The sequence below is a fragment of the Pseudomonas sp. 8_5_2 genome (genome assembly GCF_059295255.1).
The window spans coordinates 4,919,499-4,939,760 of sequence record NZ_CM181238.1 but is presented as its reverse complement, the minus strand read 5'-3'; the positions used below and the strand labels follow the sequence as shown (position 1 = coordinate 4,939,760).

The window sequence follows — 20,262 nt, the reverse complement described above, 5'->3', positions numbered from 1 at the left end:
CGCAATTTGCGCTGAAGCGGCCAATGCCATGATTAAACAACGCACCCTGAAGAATACCATCCGTGCCACAGGTATCGGCCTGCACTCCGGTGAGAAGGTCTACCTGACCCTCAAGCCTGCACCTGTGGACACCGGCATCGTCTTCCGCCGCGCCGACCTCGACCCTGTGGTCGAGATCCCTGCGCGTGCGGCCAACGTCGGCGAGACAACCATGTCGACGACGCTGGTCAACGGTGACGTCAAGGTCGACACGGTCGAGCACCTGCTCTCTGCCATGGCGGGCCTGGGCATCGATAACGCCTACGTCGAGCTCTCCGCCTCGGAAGTGCCGATCATGGATGGCAGCGCCGGACCCTTTGTATTCCTGATTCAGTCTGCCGGCCTGGAAGAACAGGACGCAGCCAAGAAGTTCATCCGCATCCTGCGTGAGGTAACTGTGGAAGAGGGCGACAAGCGCGCCACGTTCCTGCCTTTCGAAGGGTTCAAGGTGAGCTTCGAGATCGACTTCGATCACCCGGTGCTTCGCAACCGGACCCAGAGCGCCAGCGTCGACTTCTCCAGCACCTCGTTCGTGAAGGAAGTCAGCCGCGCCCGTACCTTCGGCTTCATGCGTGATATCGAGTACCTGCGCAAGCACAACCTTGCGCTGGGTGGCAGTGTCGAGAACGCCATCGTGGTCGATGAGGACGGTGTGCTCAATGAAGACGGCCTTCGTTACGAAGACGAATTCGTCAAGCACAAGATCCTCGACGCCATTGGCGACCTGTACCTGCTGGGCAACAGCCTGATCGGCGAGTTCAAGGGCTTCAAGTCCGGCCACGCGCTGAACAACCAGCTGCTGCGCAAGCTCATTGCTGAAACCGATGCCTGGGAAGTGGTTACGTTCGAAGATGCCAGCACGGCACCGATCTCCTACATGCGCCCTGTTGCGGCGGTGTAAGTTCGAACACTCTCTAGTTCATTGAGGCCACCGCGAGGTGGCCTTTTTTATTGGGGATTCTGTTCCAGGGCCTGAGTTATAGCGGTGTGGTGAATTTGAAGAAGTCCATGTAGATGTGATCCTGAGCCTCGATCACGATGCTGGCGATAGTTTCTGCATCGCCGCAGCGATAATTTATCGAATGATCAAGGCCATCCACTTTTTTCAAGTCCAGCGTATGCAAGGGTTTGTGCGAGGGGCTGAAAAACTGGATTTTTGCATCAGCCTGAAGCCAGGTCAGTTGAAAATCGACCTGGGAAAACGCTCCGTTCAGATCCAGCTTGAGTTCCTGCTTCTTGTCATCCATGCCCATCGCCAAGGCTTCTTTCTCCAGCTTTCCGGGGGTCTGATAAGTGTATCTGTGGATGCCTGCTTGTCCTTCGCCCGACACGAAGTGGATCGTCATGACTTCTCGATCAATCTTCGCGCCTTCGCGAATGAGCTGTTGCGGGGAACCGTCAAAAAGTTCTTCGCATTGGCTTGGATGAATCCAGATTTCATCTAGTAGAAAATGGGCTGGTGACGGTGCTGAATCTGGGATTGGCGGGAGGCTGCGTACGGTCAGCGCTACTCGCTGCTCGCCCCCTGAGGCGGTAAAGCGCGCCCGGTAGGTGTGCCAATCTTGACTGGTCAATCGTTCGGCGGTGTCCGAATCATGGCCGTCAAATGTCCATCGGAGCTCTGGATCAAAGTCGCTTCCTTCCAGACGCTTCACGCGCGCGGATATTACATACTCAGTGCCACTTGTGAGCCCGCTGAAAGTTTTCGAAATGGTAGTGCCCAGCAGGTGCTGGGCGAAGCTCAGGCAGTGGTTGTCTGTGTGTTCTTCCTTGATGATAATGACCAGATGCTTGTAGGTCGGATTGACGCTCCAGTCGTTCCAGGCATCAGACTCAAAAGTGGTGTGATCAAAGAAGTAGCTCATGGCATTGAACCTCATGTGTCGGGGTTCAAATAGTCGGGCGCATCGGCAGGCTGCGTAAACTGGCAAAACTATCAGTTGCGGGAGGGCGGATATCGAGCGTCAGGGCTTTAACGAGGCGTGAGATGCCAGGCGTTCCAGTGCCGCGCGCAATTTAGGGTCGGTGATACCTTCCGCCGTATCGCGCAAGCTTTCGGCAGCACTGCTCGACAGCTCAGCAATGTGCCCACCGCGCTTGGCCGGCACCAGCGGGGGCTGGACCTTGAACAGAATTCGCCTGAGATTGCCGAATGCCTCCATGCCCTGCAACGCCGCCAGCAACCGCTTCTGCTGATAGCGCAGGCGTGTCGCCCAATGGCCGTCGGTTACCACCAGCAACAACGTGCCATCGCGCCACGACGCCACGTGGCAATGCTCGCGGGCAGCGGGTTGCAGCTGGCTTTCCAGCAGGCGCTGCAAGTGTTCCAGACGCTCGGCCTGGTTCAACAGCAGGCGCAGCGGGCGCACCTGGCGCAGCAGGGCGGACGGTGGCTGGGCGGGGGAGGGTTTGTAGGCCATGGGGTACGCATGTGGTTACAAGAACGGCAGTCTACCACCTCAGCTGCCCGTGCCGGCCTCTTCGCGTCGAACCGCCAAGAAGAGGCGACACAGGCAAGACGAGATAAGACTAATTCTCGATACCTTTCATGTAGCCAGGCCTTGAACTCAGGGACAATGCCCCTATCTAAGACAAGCCCCTGCCAAAACGCGGTAAAAGTATCGTGGAAATCCACCACTTTCTTCACCATCGTTTCCGGGTAGAATGCTCGTTCGCATGCGGCCTTAGGGCTGCACGGGCGACTCATGGGGCCGCCCTCCATCCCTACGTGTGGAAGATCCTGCCAATATGTTTGCGCCTTTGTTAAAAAAACTTTTTGGAAGCAAGAACGAGCGTGAAGTGAAACGCATGCTCAAGACGGTAGCTATCGTCAATGCCTTCGAAGAGAAGATGGTGGCCCTCTCCGACGAACAACTGCGGGGCAAGACCGCAGAGTTCAAGGAGCGCCTGGCCAAAGGCGAGACACTGGACCAATTGCTGCCCGAAGCCTTCGCTGTCGCGCGCGAGGCCGGCAAGCGCGTGATGGGCATGCGTCACTTCGACGTGCAGCTGATCGGCGGCATGACCCTGCACGAGGGTATGATCGCAGAAATGCGCACCGGTGAAGGCAAGACCTTGGTCGGTACCCTGGCCGTGTACCTCAACGCACTGTCGGGCAAAGGCGTGCACGTGGTCACCGTCAACGATTACCTGGCCCGCCGCGACGCCAACTGGATGCGCCCGCTGTACGAGTTCCTCGGCCTGTCGGTCGGCATCGTCTCGGCATTCCAGCCGCCGGAAGAAAAGCGCGCCGCGTACGCGTCCGACATCACCTACGGCACCAACAACGAATTCGGTTTCGACTACCTGCGCGACAACATGGCGTTCAGCCAGGAAGAGAAGTTCCAGCGTGAACTCAACTTCTCGGTCATCGACGAAGTCGACTCCATCCTCATCGATGAAGCGCGTACCCCGCTGATCATCTCTGGCCAGGCCGAAGACAGCTCCAAGCTGTACATCGAGATCAACCGCCTGATCCCGCGCCTGAAGCAGCACATCGAGGAAGTGGAAGGCCAGGTTACCCAGGAAGGCCACTTCACCATCGACGAGAAGAGCCGGCAGGTCGAGCTCAACGAAGCGGGTCACCAGTACATTGAAGACATGCTCACCCAGGCCGGCCTGCTGGCCGAGGGCGAGAGCCTGTATTCGTCGCACAACCTGGGCCTGCTGACCCACGTCTATGCCGGCCTGCGCGCGCACAAGCTGTTCCATCGCAATGTCGAGTACATCGTCCAGGACGGCCAGGTGCTGCTGATCGACGAGCACACCGGCCGTACCATGCCCGGTCGTCGCCTGTCCGAGGGCCTGCACCAGGCCATCGAAGCGAAAGAAAACCTGAACATCCAGGCCGAAAGCCAGACCCTGGCTTCGACCACCTTCCAGAACTACTTCCGCCTGTACACCAAGCTGTCCGGCATGACCGGCACCGCCGACACCGAAGCGTTCGAGTTCCAGTCCATCTACGGGCTCAACGTGATGGTCATCCCGCCGAACAAGCCGCTGGCGCGCAAGGACTTCAACGACCTGGTGTACCTGACCGCCGACGAGAAATACGCTGCGATCATTGCCGACATCAAGGAAAGCATGACCCTTGGCCGCCCGGTGCTGGTAGGTACGGCGACCATCGAAACCTCCGAGCACATGTCCAACCTGCTGCAGCAGGAAGGCATCGAGCACAAGGTGCTCAACGCCAAGTATCACGAAAAAGAAGCCGAGATCATCGCACAAGCAGGCGCGCCGGGTGCCCTGACCATCGCCACCAACATGGCTGGTCGTGGTACCGACATCCTGCTGGGCGGTAACTGGGAAGCCGAAGTGGCCGCGCTGGAAAGCCCTACGGCCGAGCAGATTGCCCAGATCAAGGCCGACTGGCAGAAGCGTCACCAGCAGGTGATCGAGTCGGGTGGCCTGCATGTGATCGCTTCCGAGCGCCATGAATCGCGCCGTATCGACAACCAGCTGCGTGGCCGTTCCGGCCGTCAGGGTGACCCGGGTTCCAGCCGCTTCTACCTGTCGCTGGAAGACAGCCTGATGCGCATCTTCGCCTCTGACCGGGTGAAGAACTTCATGAAGGCGCTGGGGATGCAGTCGGGCGAGGCCATCGAGCACCGCATGGTCACCAACGCCATCGAGAAGGCCCAGCGCAAGGTCGAAGGCCGCAACTTCGACATCCGTAAGCAATTGCTCGAATACGACGACGTGGCCAACGAGCAGCGCAAGGTGATCTACCACATGCGCAACAGCCTGCTGGCCGCCGAGAACATCGGCGACACCATCGTCGAATTCCGCAAGGAAGTGCTGGACGCTACCATCAGCCAGCACATTCCGCCGCAGTCGCTGCCCGAGCAGTGGGACGTGGCCGGCCTGGAAGCTGCGCTGGCCAGCGATTTCGCCATGAAGCTGCCGATCCAGCAGTGGCTCGACGAGGACGATCACCTCTACGAAGAGACCCTGCGCGAGCGGCTGCTCAGCGAAATCACCACGGCCTACACCGAGAAGGAAGACCAGGCCGGTATCGACGCCCTGCGCACCTTCGAGAAGCAGATCCTGCTGCGTGTGCTGGACGATCTGTGGAAAGACCACCTGTCGACCATGGACCACCTGCGTCACGGTATCCACCTGCGTGGTTATGCGCAGAAGAACCCGAAGCAGGAGTACAAGCGCGAGTCGTTCAGCCTGTTCCAGGAACTGCTCGAGTCGATCAAGCGCGATACCATCCGTGTGCTGTCGCACGTCCAGGTTCGCCGCGAAGACCCGGTCGAAGAGGAAGCCCGCCTGCGCCGCGAGGCCGAGGAGCTGGCCAGCCGCATGCAGTTCCAGCATGCCCCGGCCCCTGGCCTGGAAAGCGAGCAACTGAGCGAGGAGGGCGCTGAAGTGGCGGTCGCTGCCGCGCCAGTGCGCAATGACCAGAAGCTGGGCCGCAACGAGCCGTGCTGGTGTGGCTCGGGCAAGAAGTTCAAGCATTGCCACGGGCAGATCGAGTGATCTGATCCGGTTGTTGTAACCTGAACCATCCGGGGGCCGCTGTGCGGCCCATCGCGACACAAGGCCGCTCCCACAGGAATCGCGACAACCCTGTAGGAGCGGCCTTGTGTCGCGATGGGGCGCGAAGCGGCCCCGTTTTTCGCTATCAACCGTAATTTCTAGGAGCGCTCTAATGGCTGTTGGTCTTGGTCCTTTGCCTACCCTGCACCCGGTTCCGGGTTTTGAACTCGGCATCGCTTCTGCCGGCATCAAGCGCCCGGGGCGCAAGGATGTAGTGGTCATGCGCTGCGCCGAAGGCTCCAGCGTGGCCGGCGTGTTCACCCTCAACGCCTTTTGTGCCGCGCCGGTGATCCTCTCCAAGCAACGTGTACAGGGCACCGTGCGCTATCTGCTGACCAACACCGGTAACGCCAACGCCGGTACCGGCGCCCCAGGCCTGGCCGCTGCCGAGCGTACCTGCGCCAAGCTGGCCGAGCTGGCTGGTGTGCCCGCCGAAGCGGTACTGCCATTTTCCACCGGCGTGATCGGCGAGCCGCTGCCGGTCGAGAAGATCGAAGGTGCGCTGCAGGCCGCCCTCGACAACCTGTCGGAAAACCACTGGGCGGAAGCCGCCACCGGCATCATGACCACCGACACCTTGCCCAAGGGCGCCAGCCGTCAGTTTCAACATGATGGCGTGACCGTTACCGTCACCGGCATCAGCAAAGGTGCAGGCATGATCCGCCCGAACATGGCCACCATGCTCGGCTACATCGCTACCGACGCCAAGGTGTCGCCAGCGGTGCTCAAGGACCTGATGCTCGACGGCGCCAACAAGTCGTTCAACCGCATCACCATCGATGGCGACACCTCGACCAACGACTGCTGCATGCTGATCGCCACCGGCAAGGCCAACCTGCCGGAAGTGACCGAAGCCGGCGGTGCGTTGTTTGAAGCGCTGAAAAAGGCGGTGTTCGAAGTGTGCATGGAAGTCGCCCAGGCCATCGTCCGTGACGGCGAAGGTGCCACCAAGTTCGTCACCGTGCAGGTTAACGGTGGTGGCAACCACCAGGAATGCCTGGACGTGGGCTACGCCGTGGCCCACTCGCCGCTGATCAAGACCGCCTTGTTCGCCTCTGACCCCAACTGGGGTCGTATCCTGGCAGCAGTCGGCCGTGCCGGCGTGCCAGAGCTGGATGTCAGCCTGATCGACGTGTACCTGGACAGCGTCTGCATCGCCAGCCAGGGCGGCCGCAGCCCGAGCTACACCGAAGCGCAGGGTTCGGCAGTAATGGCCCAGGAAGAGATCACCATCCGCATCGAGCTGGGCCGTGGCCAGTGCAGCGAAACCATCTGGACCACCGACCTGTCGCACGAATACGTGAAGATCAACGCCGAGTACCGTACCTGATGTGATCGGGGCCGCAACGCGGCCCCGATTTTTCCAAATGATGGAGCCGAACCATGAGCTATCACCTGATCATCGGCGACAAGCTGTACTCCTCCTGGTCGCTGCGTGGCGCCCTGGCCCTTGAGCTGGCCGGCGTGCCATACGAAGAATCCTTGATCAAACTCAATCAGCCTGACACCCGTCAGCGCCTGCTCGCGTACTCGGCTACCGGCAAGGTGCCGTTGCTCAAGACCGAGCACGGAGTGATCGCCGACTCGCTGGCGATTGCCGAATACCTCAACGAACGCCACCCCGAGGCCCAACTGTGGCCTGCCGACGTGGCTGCCCGCGCCCAGGCGCGGTCGGCGTGCGCGCAGATGCACAGCGGCTTCTTCGCCCTGCGCGGGGCCATGCCGTTCGATCTGTCGCGCGATCAGGCACTGGACAGCGTGCCGCTGGACGTGCAGATCGACATCGATCGTATGGTTGCGCTGTGGTCCGAATGTCGGGTGGTGGCCAAGGACAGCGGCCCGTTCCTGTTCGGCAAGCCGAGCCTGGCCGATGCCTTCTTCGCCCCGGTGGCTGTGCGGCTGCGTACCTACCGGGTGGAGGTACCCGCAGAGGCGGCAACCTACATCGAGACCATTTATCAGTGGCCAGCGTTCAAGGCCTGGCAGCAGGCTGGCCTGGCGGAGCGTGCAGGGTGAAACGTATTCATGTAGTAGCCGCTGTGATTCGCGGCAGCGATGGCCGCATTCTGATCGCACGCCGTGCCGACACTCAGCATCAGGGCGGCCTGTGGGAGTTTCCTGGCGGCAAGGTAGAGGACGGCGAGGGCGTCGAGGCGGCGCTGGCCCGTGAGCTGCGCGAGGAGTTGGGTATCGAGGTGAGCCGTTCGCGGGCCTTGATCAAGGTCAGCCATGACTACCCGGACAAGCAGGTGCTGCTGGATGTTCGCGAAGTCGAGGCGTTCACGGGCGAGCCGCACGGCGCCGAGGGGCAACCGCTGGAGTGGGTTGCCCCGCGCGATCTGGCTCAGTACGAATTTCCCGAGGCCAACAAACCAATCGTTGCTGCCGCGCACCTGCCTGATCAGTACCTCATCACCCCGGAGGGGCTGGAGGTGCCGCGGATGCTCAAGGGCATCCAGAAGGCGGTTGCCAGTGGCATCCGCCTAATCCAGTTGCGGGCCCCGGACATGTACGACCCCAAGTACCGCGACGTGGCGGTGGATGCGGTCGGGCTGTGTGCAGGCAAGGCGCAACTGATGCTGAAAGGGCCGTTGGAATGGCTGGGTGACTTCCCGGCTGCCGGTTGGCACCTGACGGCAGCGCAGTTGCGCAAATACGCGGCCAAGGGCCGGCCGTTCCCCAAGGAGCGCTGGCTGGCGGCGTCCTGCCACAGTGCCGAGGAGCTGGCGCTGGCCGAGCAGATGGACGTGGATTTCGTCACCTTGTCGCCGGTGCAGGCCACCCAGACCCATCCCGAGGCCGTGCCATTGGGCTGGGACGAGGCGCAGCGCCTGATCGCCGGGTTCAGCAAGCCGGTTTATCTGCTGGGTGGGGTAGGGCCCGATGAGCGTGAGCAGGCCTGGAATATCGGGGCACAGGGTGTGGCCGGGATCCGGGCGTTCTGGCCTGACGCCTGAGTAATTGGGGCCGCCATGCGGCCCATCGCCGGCCAGCCAGCTCCCACAGAGCCCGCGCAGGGCTTGAAGTCTGTGCCAGCTCCCACTGAGCCTGCACAGGGTTTGAAGTCTGTGCCGTCTCTGTGGGAGCTGGCTTGCCGGCGATGGGCTGCGCAGCAGCCCCAAAAAATATCAGCCTTCAGGCTTTACCGCCGGCTGCCACAAAACCTCGGCCACCCCCTGCCGCCGCCCTATGATCCGCGCGGCCACAAACAGCAGGTCCGAAAGCCGGTTGATATACGCCAACCCAACCCCTTCCAGCGTTTCAACGGTATTCAACTGCTGACACCGCCGCTCGGCACTGCGCGCCAGGCTGCGGCACACATGTGCCTGCGCCACCAGCATCGAGCCGCTGGGCAGGATGAAGTTCTTCAACGGCCCCAGCTCTTCGTTCCACACATCGATGGCCGCCTCCAGGCGCTCCACCTCTGTCTGGTTCAACGCCTGGTAGCTGGGCATCGCCAGTTCCCCGCCCAGGTCGAACAAGCGGTGCTGACAGGGCGCCAGCACTGTACTCACCTCATCCAGACCGGCCTCGGCCAAGCACGCCAACAGTACGCCCAACTGGCTGTTCAAGCTGTCCACCTCGCCAATCGCCTCGATCCGCGGGTGGTCCTTGGGCACTCGGCGTCCGTCGCCCAGGCCGGTTTCGCCCTTGTCTCCGGTGCGGGTGTAAATCTTCGACAGGCGGTAGCCCATGTCATTTCTCCGTGTTGGCCGGCGCCGTCGTTGCCGGCTGGCCCAGGGGCAGGCGCAAGGTGAAGCAGGTGCCTTGGCCCGGCGTGGACTGCACCTCCATCTGCCCCTTGTGGTTGTTGGTGATGATGAAGTACGAGACCGACAGGCCCAGCCCGGTGCCCTGGCCGATTTCCTTGGTGGTGAAGAACGGCTCGAAGGTGCGTTTGCGCACCGCCTCGGGCATGCCCACGCCATTGTCCTCGACCTGGATTTCCGCCCACGGCGGGTTCAGCCGGGTGCGCAGGGTAATACGCCCGGGCTCGCTCGGCTGCGGCCTCAGGTGAATGGCCTGGGCGGCGTTTTTCAGCAGGTTGAGCAGCACCTGCTCAAGTTCGTTGGCGGTGCACGGTACCGGCCCCAGCGCCGGGTCGAACTGGCGCACGATGGCCTGGCCCTTGAAGTCGAAGCCGATCGCCAGGTCGAAGTCGTTGCCGGCAATGTCCACCGCCTGGTCGATCAGTGCCGGCAGGTCGCATGGTGCCAGCTGGCGGTTGCTGCGGCGGCTGAAGCTGAGCATGTGGGTGACGATCTTGGCCGCGCGGGCACCGGCCTGCTGGATACCATCGAGCAGCTGCGGCACTTCGCGGCTTTGCAGGTAGCGGTTGACGGTGGACAGGTCGATGCCAAGCTCTTGGGCCTGCTCCAGGTTGCGCGGCAGGTCGGGCGACAGGCGCCGACGGATGTTCTGCACGTTATGCAGGATGGCACCCAGCGGGTTGTTGATCTCATGGGCCATGCCGGCAGCCAGGCCGCCGACCGAGAGCATTTTCTCGGACTGCACCATCATCTCTTCCAGCGACAGGCGCTGGGTGATGTCATCGATGCGGATGACCACGCCACGGCCGCCCCCGCCGGTCAGCGGGTAGAAGGTCAGGGCGTAGTGGCGCAGGTCATCGCCCTTGGGCCAGGTCACCCGCTCGATCTTCGCCACCCGGTGCTTTTCCACGGTTTCCTTCAGCTGTGGCAAAAACGGCTTCAACGGCTCGAAGGCGATGAAGATCGGTTGGTTCAGCGCTTCGTCCAGTGGTGTGCCTGAAAGTACCGTGGCTTCGTGGTTCCACTGGGTCACGTAGAGCTGTTCATCGAGGGCGATCAGCGCCGAGGGCATGGAGTCGATGATGCTGTTGAGGTAGTTCTGGAAACCGGTGAGCTTTTTCTCGATCTTGCTGCGCACCTGGACTTCCAGCTCCAGCTTGCGGTTGGTATGGCGGGTTTCCTCGGCCAGGCCCTGGGCCTGATCATAGGCGTCCTGAAATTCATCGCGGGTGCGCTTGAGCTGGTGTTCGCGGGCTTCGATGCGCGAGAGCATGGTGTTGAAGGCTTCTGCCAGGCTGCCGATTTCGTCATCGTTGCCACGCTGGGCGCGCAGTGCGTAGCTCTCTTCGCGGGTAACCTGGCGGCTGAGCTCCTCCAGCTGGTTGATCGGCTGGGTGATCAGGCGTTTGATCTGCCGGGCGATCACGATCCACAGCAGGATGCTGAACACCAGAATGCCCAGGCTGGCGCTGAGGGTACCGGTGTAGAAGGCGGTGGGCAGTTCGCTGCTGGCCACCAGCAGCAGGTGCGCCGGCGGGTTGGCCTCGCGCGGGATGCGGATCAGCTGGGTGCTGCGAAACTCCATCAGGCGCCAGCCGTCGATGTTGCGAAAACGCTTGGGCAGGGCCAGCGGGTCACCATGCTGCAGTTGCGCCAGCATCCGGCCATCGCCGCCGTAGACGGCGGCAGCGCGTAGCGGGGTGTAGCTGTCCAGTTCCTTGAGCAGGGCGCTGGCGGTTTCCGGGGTATCGCCCGCGCGGGCCGCCAATTGTGGGTTGGCCACCAGCCGGCCGATGGTCTGCAGCGCCTGCGGCGCCATGCTTTCCTGGGTGATCCAGTAGGCGGCGCTGATGAACGTGAGGTTGGCCACCAGCAGGATGGTCACCAGCAACACCAGCAGGGCGGCCAGCAGCTTCTGCCCGACCGGGAGGTTTTCCAGGCGTTGGCGCAAGGTCATGGGCTAGGCAATGTCCGTATCCGGTTGTTGGGGCCGCGTCAGTCGCAGGGCAAGCCACGCAGGCGCAGGTTTTCGACCAGACGCTGCAGCAAGTGTTCCAGCTGCGGCAGCTGCAGGCCATGACGAGCAGCGGCGCGGCAGGCGTGGCCGAGCAGATAATGCACCTCGGTACGCCGGCCAGCACGCACGTCCTGGTACATGGAAGAGTAGTTGGCTGCGGTAGCAAGGATCACCCGTTGCACCTCTTCATCCAGCCCGTGCGCCGCTTCGGGCTGGCCGCACCGGCGCAGCAACCCGGCCAGTTCGGCGCACAGCGCCTCGACCTCGTCCAGGTGGCCCAGCAGCCCGCCGTTCTGGCAGTCGTACAGCACGGTCAACGGGTTGATGGCGCAATTGAGCGCCAGCTTGCGCCATAGCCGGGTGAGGATATCCACCGTCCATTCGGCAGGGATACCGGCCTCGTGCAGGTCATCGAACCACGCCGGGATGGTGGGGTTGCGTGGGTCGCCCAGCCAGTTGAAACCGTGGCCGGCAAAACGCACCTGCCAGTCACCTTCGCGGAACGCCCCTTCGGTACTGGACACGAACACGCAACGCGCGTGCGGCACCAGCTCGGCGGCTTCGTCCTGGCTACCCATGCCGTTCTGCAACAGCAGCACTTCGGCACCTTCAGCCAACCGTGGGGCCACGCTGGCGATGGCCGGCGCTGCGTCATAGGCCTTGCAGGCCACCAGCAGGCGGTGGATCGGCCCGTGTGCCGGTGCGGTTTCGGCGGGGATGGCGTAATGCCGGGGCTGCTCGTTTTCGATCAGCGTCAGCCCGCCCGCTTGTTGGTAGCCGCGCAGGCGCTGCTGGTCTCGCACGATCAGCCGTACCGCTTTGCCCGCGCGTGCCAGGCGGCAGGCCCACAGGCTGCCCAGGCTACCGGCGCCGAGAATATGCCAGGTGCTGCTCATATGCGTTTCGCAACCCGTTATAATGAGTCCGCATTTTAACCGCCTAACCCTGACGCGCTCCATCTTCAGACTGAGCGCGCTTTCATTTTTGGAGAATCACCATGCCTTCGTTCGACGTGGTATCGGAACTGGACAAGCACGAAGTGCAAAACGCTGTCGACAATGCCATCAAGGAGCTGGATCGCCGCTATGACCTCAAAGGCAAGGGCAGCTTCGAGTTCAAGGACAAGGACCAGACCGTCCTGCTGACCGCCGAGGCCGAGTTCCAGCTCGAGGCCATGATCGAGATCCTGCGCGGAGCACTGGTCAAACGCAAGATCGACGTAAAATGCCTGGAAACCCAGGACGCCTATGCCTCCGGCAAGGAAATGAAGCAGGAAGCCAAGTTCCGTGAGGGCATCGACAAAGAGCTGGCGAAGAAGATCGTCGCGCACATCAAGGACGCCAAGCTGAAGGTGCAGGCCGCCATTCAGGGCGAGCAGGTGCGTGTCACCGGCAAGAAGCGTGACGACCTGCAAGAGGCGATTGCAGCCCTGCGCGCCAAGGAATTCGACATGCCGCTGCAGTTCAACAACTTCCGCGACTGATGCAGGTGCTACCCGGAACCCTGATGGCCTGATGATGTCCATGGGGGCCGGGGCTGCGCAAACAGGCGCGGCCTGTTTTACCGTGTACTTGCCGCTCGGCATCAGGAGATGAGTATGGATTTGAACGCTGAAGTCGATCAGCTGGTCCGCCAATCCCAGACGTGGGTCCCCTTGATCATGGAATACGGCAGCCGTGTGCTGCTTGCGCTGCTGACCCTGGCGGTCGGCTGGTGGATCATCAACAAGGTCAGCGCGCGCCTGGGCAAGCTGGTTGGCCTGCGCAATGCCGACCTGGCATTGCAGGGCTTTATCAGCACCTTGGCCAATATCGTGCTGAAGGTGCTGCTGATGGTCAGCGTCGCCTCCATGATCGGCATCGAGACAACCTCCTTTGTCGCGGCCATCGGTGCTGCAGGCCTGGCCATCGGCCTGGCGCTGCAAGGCAGCCTGGCGAACTTCGCCGGTGGCGTGCTGATCCTGATGTTCCGCCCGTTCCGCATCGGTGACTGGATCGAGGCGCAGGGCGTGGCCGGCACCGTCGACAGCATCCAGATCTTCCACACCGTGCTGCGTACCGGTGACAACAAGACGGTGATCATGCCCAACGGCAGCCTGTCCAACGGTATCATCACCAACACCAACCGCCAGCCTACGCGCAAGGTGGTGTTCGACGTGGGTGTGGACTACGAGGCCGACCTGCAGAAGGCCCGCAACGTGTTGCTGGAGCTGGCGCAGGATCCACGCGTGCTGGCAGACCCGGCACCGCAGGCGGTGATCTCGACGCTGGGTGACAGCTCGATAACCGTGTCGCTGCGCATCTGGACCAAGACTTCGGATTATTGGGACGTGATGTTCATGCTCAACGAGCATGCCCGTGACCGGTTGAAGGCGGAAGGGATCGATATCCCGTTTCCGCAACGGGTGATTCGCGTGGTGCAGGAGACTGCAACGCAGTAACACCGTAGTGAAACCGGGGCCCAAACGGCCCCGTTTTTACACTTGTTCACAGCAATTTCCCGGCATATCTGGCATATAGGCTGACCCCTCCTGCCACACCCGATACGCCATCATGAAGCCATTGCTGTACATCACCCCGCTGCGCGCCTTGCTGTTCGGCCTGACCCTGGCACTGTTCGAGCTGCTGACCTACCTGGCCAGCGACGCCGTCATGCCGGCCATGCCGGTGGTGGTTGGCGACCTCGACGCCAGCCCTGAATACATCCCCCATGCCCTCAACCTGTATCTGCTGGGTGGCGTGGTCCTGCAATGGCTGATCGGCCCGCTGGCCGACCGCTACGGCCGGCGCCCGTTGCTGCTGATCGGTTGCACGTTCTTCGGGGTGGCCTGCCTGGCTACCTTCTGGGTGCATGACATCGGCCTGTTCAACTTGTTGCGCCTGCTGCAGGGCATTGGCCTGGGCTTTGTGGTCACGGTCAGCTACCCGGCCCTGAACGAAGCCTTCAGCGAGGCAGATGCAGTGCGCATGATGGCCTTGTTGGCCAACATCGCCTTGTTGTCGCCCCTGCTCGGGCCACTGCTGGGCACCTTGCTGCTGCAGTGGCTGGACTGGCGCTGGCTGTTCGTGGCCTTCGCCACGGGGGCGGTACTGGTCTGGGTACTGCTGTACCGCCTGATGCCGGAAACCCTGGGGGTGGAACGCCGGGACGGCACGCGCCTGGCGTTCACGCCGATTCACCTGCTGCCGCTGCTGGCGGGCTATGGCCAGTTGCTGGCCAACCGCCGCTTTGTCGCTGGCAGCGCGGCCCTGGGCCTGGTCGGTCTGCCGCTGATTGGCTGGATCGGCCTGTCGCCGGTGCTGCTGATTCACGACGAGGGGCTCAGCACCCTGGAATACGCCTTGTGGCAGCTTCCCGTGTTTGCCGGGCTGATACTCGGCAACCTGATCATCAACCGCATTGCCGACCGCTATCCGCTGCCGGCCCTGGTGCGCGGCGCGTTGTGGCCGTACCTCGCCGGCCTTTGTCTGATGGTGCTGGCCACCTGGTACTGGCCGAGCGTGACCAGCGTAGTGGCAGGCATGTCGCTGTACGCGCTGGGCCTGGGCGTGGCCAACGCGGTGCTGTACCGCATGACGCTGTTTTCCAGCGAACAGAGCAAGGGCCTGGTGTCGGCCATGCTGGGGATGATCACCATCGCCTTGCTGGGGCTGGGCGGGGCGCTGTTGGCGATGATCGGTGCCGGTGCCAGCTTGCTGCACTTTGCCCTGGCGGCGGGGGTGGCGGGGGCTCTGGCGCTGTGGCCGCTGTGGTTCGTAGTGGGTGGGCGGCCTGGGGAAGGGGCTGTTACTCAGTAAGCTTTTATTGCCTGTACCGGTCTCATCGAGGCGTCGAACCGCCGCGAAGAGGCCGGTGCAGGCGATGCAAACCTCTCACGGCCGCTCGGCCGCTGAGCTGCCCTCCGCCACCGGCGTACCCCGCCCAGCTTCCTGGCGCCACTGCAGGGCAATCAGGATCAGCGTCGGTACGCCTAGCAGCGCGGTGATCAGGAAGAAGTCGTGATAGCCGAACTTCTCCACTATCACTCCCGAATAGCCGCCGATCAGTCGCGGCAACAGCAGCATGATCGAGCTCAGCAACGCGTACTGGGTCGCCGAGAATTTCAGGTTGGTCAGGCTCGACAGGTAGGCGACGAAGGCCGAGGTGGCCATGCCCGAGCTGAAGTTGTCCAGCGAGATGGTCACCACCAGCATTTCCAGGTTGGGGCCCATGTCGGCCAGCATCAGGAACAGGATATTGGTACCCGCCGAAGCCACCCCTCCGATGAACAGGATCGGCATGATGCCGAAGCGCACGATCAGCAGGCCGCCGACACCGGCGCCGACCAGGGTCATGATCAGGCCGAAGATCTTGCTGACGCTGGCAATCTGGTCCTTGGTGAAGCCCATGTCGATGTAAAACACGTTGGCCATCACGCCCATCACCGTATCCGACATGCGATAGGTAGCGATGAGGCCGAGCAGCAGCAGGGCCTGCCAGCGGTAGCGGGCGATGAAATCGTTGACCGGCGTCAGTACCGGGGCCAAGCCGCGGCGGCCAAGGCTCGACAGGCACGCCCAGCTCAGCAGTACGTAGAGGATCAGGCGCAGGAAGGCGCGGTCCTCCAGCAGCAGGTCGAGGGGGGTGGCATCACCGGCGATGACGCTGGACCAGCCGGTATTGAACATCTGGGTGAAGCTGGCCGGCACCGACACCAGCAGGATGATCAGCACGAACACCGAAGCCAGCTGATGCACCAGGCCGTAGCGCGCAGCCGAAAGCTGGGTGCGCATGGGTACCGGCGGCTCACGCATGACCAGGGTAGTGAACAGGGCAGGCAGCATCATCACCCCGAACATCACGTAGGTGCCGGCCCACGCCTTGTGCAGGTAGCTGTAGCCGGTGGAGCCGAACCACTCGGCGAAGAACAGGGCGCCAGCCGTGGCGAGCAGGGCAGCGACCCGGTAGCCGGCCATGTAGCTGGCGGCGAGTGCGGCCTGACGCTGGTCGTCGGCGATTTCCAGGCGGTATGCGTCGACGGCGATGTCCTGGGTGGCCGAGGCAAATGCCACCAGCACGGCCATGGCAATCAGCCAGGACAGGTGCTGCTGCGGGTCGCACAGGCTCATGCCGACCAGCCCGACCACCACCAGCGACTGCGAAAGCAGCAACCATGAACGGCGGCGCCCCAGGCCGCCGAGCAGCGGCAGGCGCCATTGGTCGAGCAGCGGCGACCACACCCATTTGAAGGCGTAGGCCAGGCCGATCAGGCTGGCGTAACCGATGGTCTCGCGGGCCACGCCCGCTTCGCGCAACCACACCGACAGGGTCGAGAACACCAGCATGTAGGGCAGGCCGGCGGCGAAACCGAGCAGTAAAAGTACCAGGGTTGACGGGCTGGCATAGGCAGCGAGCGCAGCGCGCCAGGTTTTACGGGGCATGGGCCAACATCTGCCTCAAGTTTCAGAAAACAAAGCGCGCACTCTAACCGCTGTGCTCCATTGGGCGCCAGCCATGGCGCGTCATATCCACACGATTATTGGCTACATTGATCCCCTCCGCGCGCAACCGCGCCCGTTGTTCATCACCCGACGGGGTGCCCAGTGCCAGGCTCAACCGGCCACCTGCGCCGAGCACCCGGTGCCACGGCAAGCGGGTATCCGCCGGCAACTGCCCGAGGGTACGCCCGACCCAGCGTGCCGCGCGCCCCAGCCCGGCCAGTTCGGCCAGCTGGCCATAGCTCACAACCTTGCCGACTGGCACTTGGCCCAGTACCGAATACAGCGCCGTTCGTCGGCCCTCGGCCGAATCCAGAGCGTGCTCGTAACCATCAGACATCACGCCCCCCCTGGGCTGCAGGTGAAACCGGACCGGTGGTCCGGTAAATGAGATTTGAACTCAACGGCAGGCTGCCGGTCAGTGCTTGCTCTGGTTGTCGGTATCTGGATAATGCCCGGCTTTTTCGTCAAACCGAACCCATCGTCCGCAATCCAAAGTCCGTTTATGAATTCTAGATCCCTGTTGTGCCTCCTTGCTGCCTCCCTGTGCGCCTCCCCGGTGTTCGCCGACACCGTGTGGATGAAGAACGGTGACCGGCTAAGCGGCAAGATCAAAGTCTTCGACGGCGGCAAGCTGCTACTGGAAACCCCTTATGGCGGCTCCATCGCGCTGGACTGGAAACAGGTCCAGACCCTGGAAAGCGACCAGGAGCTGCTGGTCAAGCAGGACGCCTACAGCGGTGAGAAAGCCAAGTCACTGAAGGCCGCGGAGGCTGGCAAGGTGATCCTGGCCAACGGCGAGGCGCCGAAGACCGTGGAGCTGGCCAGCATCGAGCAGATCATGAAGCCCAAGCCATTGGTCGAAGACTTCGTGTGGAAAGGCAACGTCGACGTCGCGCTGGACTACAAGCGCGCCGAGAACGACACCGACGACTATGATGTCGGCTTCAAGACCACGGCCCGCCACGGCCGCTGGCGGCATAACGCCGAGGGCGAATACAACCGCGAGACCAAGGACGAGGTCACTACCACCGACAACTGGAGTGCCGAGTACGCCCTGGACCGCTTCATCACCGAGAAATGGTTCTGGCAGGGGCGTGCGGAGTACAAGCGCGACCGCATCGAGGATCTGGCCCGCCAGCGTACGGTGGGTACCGGCCCGGGTTACCAGTTCTGGGACGATGAACTGGGCGCGTTCTCGTTGGGATCGCTGATCAACCGCACCGACTTCGAGTACCAGGACGGCGGCAAGGACAACTTCTATTCGGCAGCCGTGAAGTGGGACTACACCCGCTACCTGATCGGCAAGAATGTGCAGTTGTTCACCAACGGCGAGTTCGCCAAGCCGCTGGGCGGCGTGGCCGACTATTCCCTGGATGCCGAGGTTGGCCTGCGCTACAAGGTCACCGAGTGGGCTTCGCTGAACCTGAAGGCGGAGAAGGACATCATCACCGGCACCCGTGAGAGTGACCTGGACAAGACTCGCTATACCGCTGGGTTCGGCGTCACCTGGTAGATTGCGGGCTGCCCAGCAGCCCCATTGGCACTGGATCTGATAATGATTATCTTGTCTGTTGTCCAGTCCACAGCCAGGAGTCGTCCCCAAGTGAGTACCAACGCCATCCGCCCCGCCCGGGAACTGCTGCTCAGGGAATACCGCGGCGTGCTGTCGACCCATTCCAAGTCGATGCCCGGCTATCCTTTCGGCTCGGTCGTGCCGTACTGCCTGGACGCCCACGGCAACCCGCTGATCCTCATCAGCCGCATCGCCCAGCACACCCACAACCTGCAGAAAGACCCCAAGTGCTCGCTGCTGGTGGGTGAGCGCGAGGCCGAGGATGTGCAGGCGGTGGGGCGCCTGACGGTAATGGCCGAGGCGCACAAGCTGGTCGACGAGGCCACTGTCGAAGCTGCTGCCCAGCGCTATTACCGCTACTTCCCGGACGCTGCCAACTACCACAAGGCCCATGACTTCGATTTCTGGGTGCTGCAGCCGGTGCGCCATCGCTACATTGGCGGTTTCGGCGCGATCCACTGGCTTGACCAGGTGACGTTGGCCAACCCGTTCGCGGGCAAGGCCGAGGCGAGCATGGTCGAGCACATGAACAGCGACCACGCCGACGCCATCGCCCACTACGTGGCGCTGACCGATCTGCCGCGCCATGTGCCGGCGCAGATGGCCGGAGTGGACAGCGAGGGCATGCACCTGCGTATCGGCCAGGGGGTGCACTGGCTGCCTTTCCCAAGTACTTGCAACACGCCGACACAAGTCCGCGAAGCCTTGGTTTTGCTGGCGCGCGCCGACCAGTGGCCGGTTGCGACTGAAGTCGAGGGTTGAAATCCGGAGCGCGCGCATCCATCTGAGGTCTTATTGGAAGGTCTCTTCCGCTGAGGAATCTTTGATGCGTGCTTTTCTACTGCTGTTTCTGATTTTTCCTGTGCTGGAGCTGTTCGTCTTCGTCAAGGTCAGCGCGGCCATCGGTTTCTTTCCGGCGCTGCTGCTGATCATCGCAGGCTCCGCCCTGGGTGTGCTGGTAATGCGGGTGGCCGGGCTGGCCACCGCCCTGCGCGCCCGTGAAAGCCTGCAGCGTGGCGTACTGCCCGCCGAAGACATGTTCCAGGGCATGATGCTGGCCGTCGGTGGTGGCCTGCTGTTGCTGCCGGGCTTCATCAGCGATGTGCTGGGCCTGCTGTGTCTGCTGCCGTTCACCCGCCGTCTGGCCGCGCGCAAGATGCGTGAGCGTGCCGAGGCCCAGGCCATGCGCCAGCGTGCGTTCCAGGACGCCCCGTTCCAGGCGCAGCCGCGGGATGACGGGCATCGCCCGAACGTGATCGAAGGCGAGTACGAGCGCCGCGACAAGTAACACCACCGGGGCCGCGCAAGCGGCCCCGGTCTTTTGTAGCCCGATGAAAAATTTTGTATCTCAAGCCTTGTAATTGAATATGCCGGCCTCATGTATGTGGTCACCGCAAGGTTTCTGGTGGCAACGCCAGACATTACACAGGTGGTTCGCCCTTTGCGGGCCACCTTCCGGCTCCGCCGGACAGCATCAACCCGCCGGTGTCGATACCGGCCGATGAAAACCATAATTTGGGAGAGATCGACAATGAAGCTTCGTCCTCTGCATGACCGCGTCGTTATCCGTCGCAGCGAAGAAGAATCGAAAACCGCTGGCGGTATCGTCCTGCCAGGTTCGGCCGCTGAAAAACCAAACCGCGGCGAAGTTGTTGCCGTCGGCACCGGTCGCATCCTGGACAACGGCGAAGTTCGCGCGCTGGCCGTGAAAGTGGGTGACAAAGTGGTTTTCGGCCCTTACTCGGGCAGCAACACCGTGAAAGTCGATGGCGAAGACCTGCTGGTAATGGCTGAGAACGAAATTCTCGCCGTTGTCGAAGGCTGATTTACCCGACTTCC

At 62.5% G+C, this 20,262-nt stretch carries 19 protein-coding genes; 12 read left to right on the top strand and 7 right to left on the bottom strand.

What is annotated here, in order from left to right; genetic code table 11:
* Positions 1-28: 28 nt before the first annotated feature.
* Positions 29-940: a UDP-3-O-acyl-N-acetylglucosamine deacetylase gene (lpxC, locus tag AC5O5R_RS22590; RefSeq protein WP_016488957.1), complete on the top strand. Its 912-nt coding sequence runs from the start codon at positions 29-31 to the stop codon at positions 938-940.
* A gap of 76 nt (positions 941-1,016) precedes the next feature.
* Here the strand turns inward: lpxC and AC5O5R_RS22585 are convergent, their stop codons facing one another.
* Both AC5O5R_RS22585 and AC5O5R_RS22580 read right to left on the bottom strand, forming a co-directional pair.
* Positions 1,017-1,904 carry a hypothetical protein gene (locus AC5O5R_RS22585; protein WP_172230927.1) on the bottom strand — a complete coding sequence of 296 codons (888 nt, stop codon included), beginning with the start codon at positions 1,902-1,904 and terminating at the stop codon, positions 1,017-1,019.
* 99 nt (positions 1,905-2,003) lie between these two features.
* Complete coding sequence (locus AC5O5R_RS22580) at positions 2,004-2,459, bottom strand: DUF721 domain-containing protein (RefSeq protein WP_172230923.1); 456 nt, start codon at positions 2,457-2,459, stop codon at positions 2,004-2,006.
* 328 nt (positions 2,460-2,787) lie between these two features.
* Between AC5O5R_RS22580 and secA the strand changes: the two genes are divergently transcribed.
* The 4 genes from secA to AC5O5R_RS22560 all read left to right on the top strand — a co-directional run bounded on the left by secA (position 2,788) and on the right by AC5O5R_RS22560 (position 8,540).
* Entirely contained in the window at positions 2,788-5,523 is a 2,736-nt protein-coding gene (gene secA, locus AC5O5R_RS22575) for a preprotein translocase subunit SecA (RefSeq protein WP_172287273.1), read from the top strand.
* Positions 5,524-5,695: 172 nt separating this feature from the next.
* The gene (gene argJ / locus AC5O5R_RS22570) at positions 5,696-6,913 is read left to right on the top strand and encodes a bifunctional glutamate N-acetyltransferase/amino-acid acetyltransferase ArgJ (protein WP_172233061.1); all 1,218 of its coding nucleotides are present in this window, start codon (positions 5,696-5,698) and stop codon (positions 6,911-6,913) included.
* A gap of 53 nt (positions 6,914-6,966) precedes the next feature.
* On the top strand, positions 6,967-7,599 hold the full coding sequence (locus tag AC5O5R_RS22565; RefSeq protein WP_172233064.1) for a glutathione S-transferase family protein: 633 nt from the start codon (positions 6,967-6,969) through the stop codon (positions 7,597-7,599).
* Positions 7,596-8,540, top strand: coding sequence for a Nudix family hydrolase (locus AC5O5R_RS22560; RefSeq protein WP_172221012.1), 945 nt, complete (start codon positions 7,596-7,598; stop codon positions 8,538-8,540). The genes AC5O5R_RS22565 and AC5O5R_RS22560 overlap by 4 nt, the downstream gene beginning before the upstream one ends.
* Positions 8,541-8,711: 171 nt before the next feature.
* Here the strand turns inward: AC5O5R_RS22560 and AC5O5R_RS22555 are convergent, their stop codons facing one another.
* From AC5O5R_RS22555 to AC5O5R_RS22545, 3 genes are read right to left on the bottom strand one after another with little or no spacing between them, the layout of a single operon-like run.
* A complete protein-coding gene (locus AC5O5R_RS22555) occupies positions 8,712-9,278 on the bottom strand; it encodes a cob(I)yrinic acid a,c-diamide adenosyltransferase (RefSeq protein ID WP_172221015.1) in 567 nt (188 codons plus the stop codon).
* 1 nt (position 9,279) lies between these two features.
* Positions 9,280-11,310: a sensor histidine kinase gene (locus tag AC5O5R_RS22550; RefSeq protein WP_172221033.1), complete on the bottom strand. Its 2,031-nt coding sequence runs from the start codon at positions 11,308-11,310 to the stop codon at positions 9,280-9,282.
* Positions 11,311-11,348: 38 nt separating this feature from the next.
* Positions 11,349-12,266 carry a putative 2-dehydropantoate 2-reductase gene (locus AC5O5R_RS22545; RefSeq protein ID WP_172221036.1) on the bottom strand — a complete coding sequence of 306 codons (918 nt, stop codon included), beginning with the start codon at positions 12,264-12,266 and terminating at the stop codon, positions 11,349-11,351.
* Between the two features lie 101 nt (positions 12,267-12,367).
* Here AC5O5R_RS22545 and AC5O5R_RS22540 point away from each other — a divergent pair, with 101 nt between their 5' ends.
* The 3 genes from AC5O5R_RS22540 to AC5O5R_RS22530 all read left to right on the top strand — a co-directional run bounded on the left by AC5O5R_RS22540 (position 12,368) and on the right by AC5O5R_RS22530 (position 15,167).
* Positions 12,368-12,853, top strand: coding sequence for a YajQ family cyclic di-GMP-binding protein (locus tag AC5O5R_RS22540; protein WP_172221039.1), 486 nt, complete (start codon positions 12,368-12,370; stop codon positions 12,851-12,853).
* A gap of 114 nt (positions 12,854-12,967) precedes the next feature.
* Positions 12,968-13,810 (top strand): mechanosensitive ion channel family protein, encoded by an 843-nt coding sequence (locus AC5O5R_RS22535; RefSeq protein ID WP_172221042.1) that lies wholly within the window; start codon positions 12,968-12,970, stop codon positions 13,808-13,810.
* Between the two features lie 112 nt (positions 13,811-13,922).
* A complete protein-coding gene (locus AC5O5R_RS22530) occupies positions 13,923-15,167 on the top strand; it encodes an MFS transporter (RefSeq protein WP_172221045.1) in 1,245 nt (414 codons plus the stop codon).
* Positions 15,168-15,242: 75 nt separating this feature from the next.
* Here the strand turns inward: AC5O5R_RS22530 and AC5O5R_RS22525 are convergent, their stop codons facing one another.
* A complete protein-coding gene (locus tag AC5O5R_RS22525; protein ID WP_172221048.1) occupies positions 15,243-16,790 on the bottom strand; it encodes an AmpG family muropeptide MFS transporter in 1,548 nt (515 codons plus the stop codon).
* Between the two features lie 43 nt (positions 16,791-16,833).
* Entirely contained in the window at positions 16,834-17,187 is a 354-nt protein-coding gene (locus AC5O5R_RS22520) for an MGMT family protein (RefSeq protein WP_172221051.1), read from the bottom strand.
* 165 nt (positions 17,188-17,352) lie between these two features.
* Here AC5O5R_RS22520 and AC5O5R_RS22515 point away from each other — a divergent pair, with 165 nt between their 5' ends.
* The 4 genes from AC5O5R_RS22515 (at position 17,353) to AC5O5R_RS22500 (ending at position 20,248) form a co-directional block, all read left to right on the top strand.
* Positions 17,353-18,363, top strand: a complete 1,011-nt coding sequence (locus AC5O5R_RS22515) for a DUF481 domain-containing protein (protein ID WP_172221054.1) — start codon at positions 17,353-17,355, stop codon at positions 18,361-18,363.
* 90 nt (positions 18,364-18,453) lie between these two features.
* Positions 18,454-19,185: a HugZ family pyridoxamine 5'-phosphate oxidase gene (locus AC5O5R_RS22510; protein WP_172221057.1), complete on the top strand. Its 732-nt coding sequence runs from the start codon at positions 18,454-18,456 to the stop codon at positions 19,183-19,185.
* Between the two features lie 64 nt (positions 19,186-19,249).
* Positions 19,250-19,711: an FxsA family protein gene (locus AC5O5R_RS22505; protein WP_172221060.1), complete on the top strand. Its 462-nt coding sequence runs from the start codon at positions 19,250-19,252 to the stop codon at positions 19,709-19,711.
* 243 nt (positions 19,712-19,954) lie between these two features.
* Complete coding sequence (locus tag AC5O5R_RS22500) at positions 19,955-20,248, top strand: co-chaperone GroES (protein WP_016488938.1); 294 nt, start codon at positions 19,955-19,957, stop codon at positions 20,246-20,248.
* The last annotated feature ends 14 nt before the right edge of the window (positions 20,249-20,262 follow it).

Bases quoted from the DNA above. Each gene is read 5' to 3' on its own strand.
- secA (WP_172287273.1), top strand. From the start codon at position 2,788: ATGTTTGCGCCTTTGTTAAAAAAACTTTTTGGAAGCAAGAACGAGCGT.
- argJ (WP_172233061.1), top strand. From the start codon at position 5,696: ATGGCTGTTGGTCTTGGTCCTTTGCCTACCCTGCACCCGGTTCCGGGT.
- AC5O5R_RS22505 (WP_172221060.1), top strand. From the start codon at position 19,250: ATGCGTGCTTTTCTACTGCTGTTTCTGATTTTTCCTGTGCTGGAGCTG.
- AC5O5R_RS22535 (WP_172221042.1), top strand. From the start codon at position 12,968: ATGGATTTGAACGCTGAAGTCGATCAGCTGGTCCGCCAATCCCAGACG.
- AC5O5R_RS22540 (WP_172221039.1), top strand. From the start codon at position 12,368: ATGCCTTCGTTCGACGTGGTATCGGAACTGGACAAGCACGAAGTGCAA.
- AC5O5R_RS22515 (WP_172221054.1), top strand. From the start codon at position 17,353: ATGAATTCTAGATCCCTGTTGTGCCTCCTTGCTGCCTCCCTGTGCGCC.
- AC5O5R_RS22550 (WP_172221033.1), bottom strand. From the start codon at position 11,310: ATGACCTTGCGCCAACGCCTGGAAAACCTCCCGGTCGGGCAGAAGCTG.
- AC5O5R_RS22525 (WP_172221048.1), bottom strand. From the start codon at position 16,790: ATGCCCCGTAAAACCTGGCGCGCTGCGCTCGCTGCCTATGCCAGCCCG.
- AC5O5R_RS22555 (WP_172221015.1), bottom strand. From the start codon at position 9,278: ATGGGCTACCGCCTGTCGAAGATTTACACCCGCACCGGAGACAAGGGC.
- AC5O5R_RS22500 (WP_016488938.1), top strand. From the start codon at position 19,955: ATGAAGCTTCGTCCTCTGCATGACCGCGTCGTTATCCGTCGCAGCGAA.
- AC5O5R_RS22520 (WP_172221051.1), bottom strand. From the start codon at position 17,187: ATGTCTGATGGTTACGAGCACGCTCTGGATTCGGCCGAGGGCCGACGA.
- AC5O5R_RS22580 (WP_172230923.1), bottom strand. From the start codon at position 2,459: ATGGCCTACAAACCCTCCCCCGCCCAGCCACCGTCCGCCCTGCTGCGC.
- lpxC (WP_016488957.1), top strand. From the start codon at position 29: ATGATTAAACAACGCACCCTGAAGAATACCATCCGTGCCACAGGTATC.
- AC5O5R_RS22545 (WP_172221036.1), bottom strand. From the start codon at position 12,266: ATGAGCAGCACCTGGCATATTCTCGGCGCCGGTAGCCTGGGCAGCCTG.
- AC5O5R_RS22585 (WP_172230927.1), bottom strand. From the start codon at position 1,904: ATGAGCTACTTCTTTGATCACACCACTTTTGAGTCTGATGCCTGGAAC.
- AC5O5R_RS22530 (WP_172221045.1), top strand. From the start codon at position 13,923: ATGAAGCCATTGCTGTACATCACCCCGCTGCGCGCCTTGCTGTTCGGC.
- AC5O5R_RS22565 (WP_172233064.1), top strand. From the start codon at position 6,967: ATGAGCTATCACCTGATCATCGGCGACAAGCTGTACTCCTCCTGGTCG.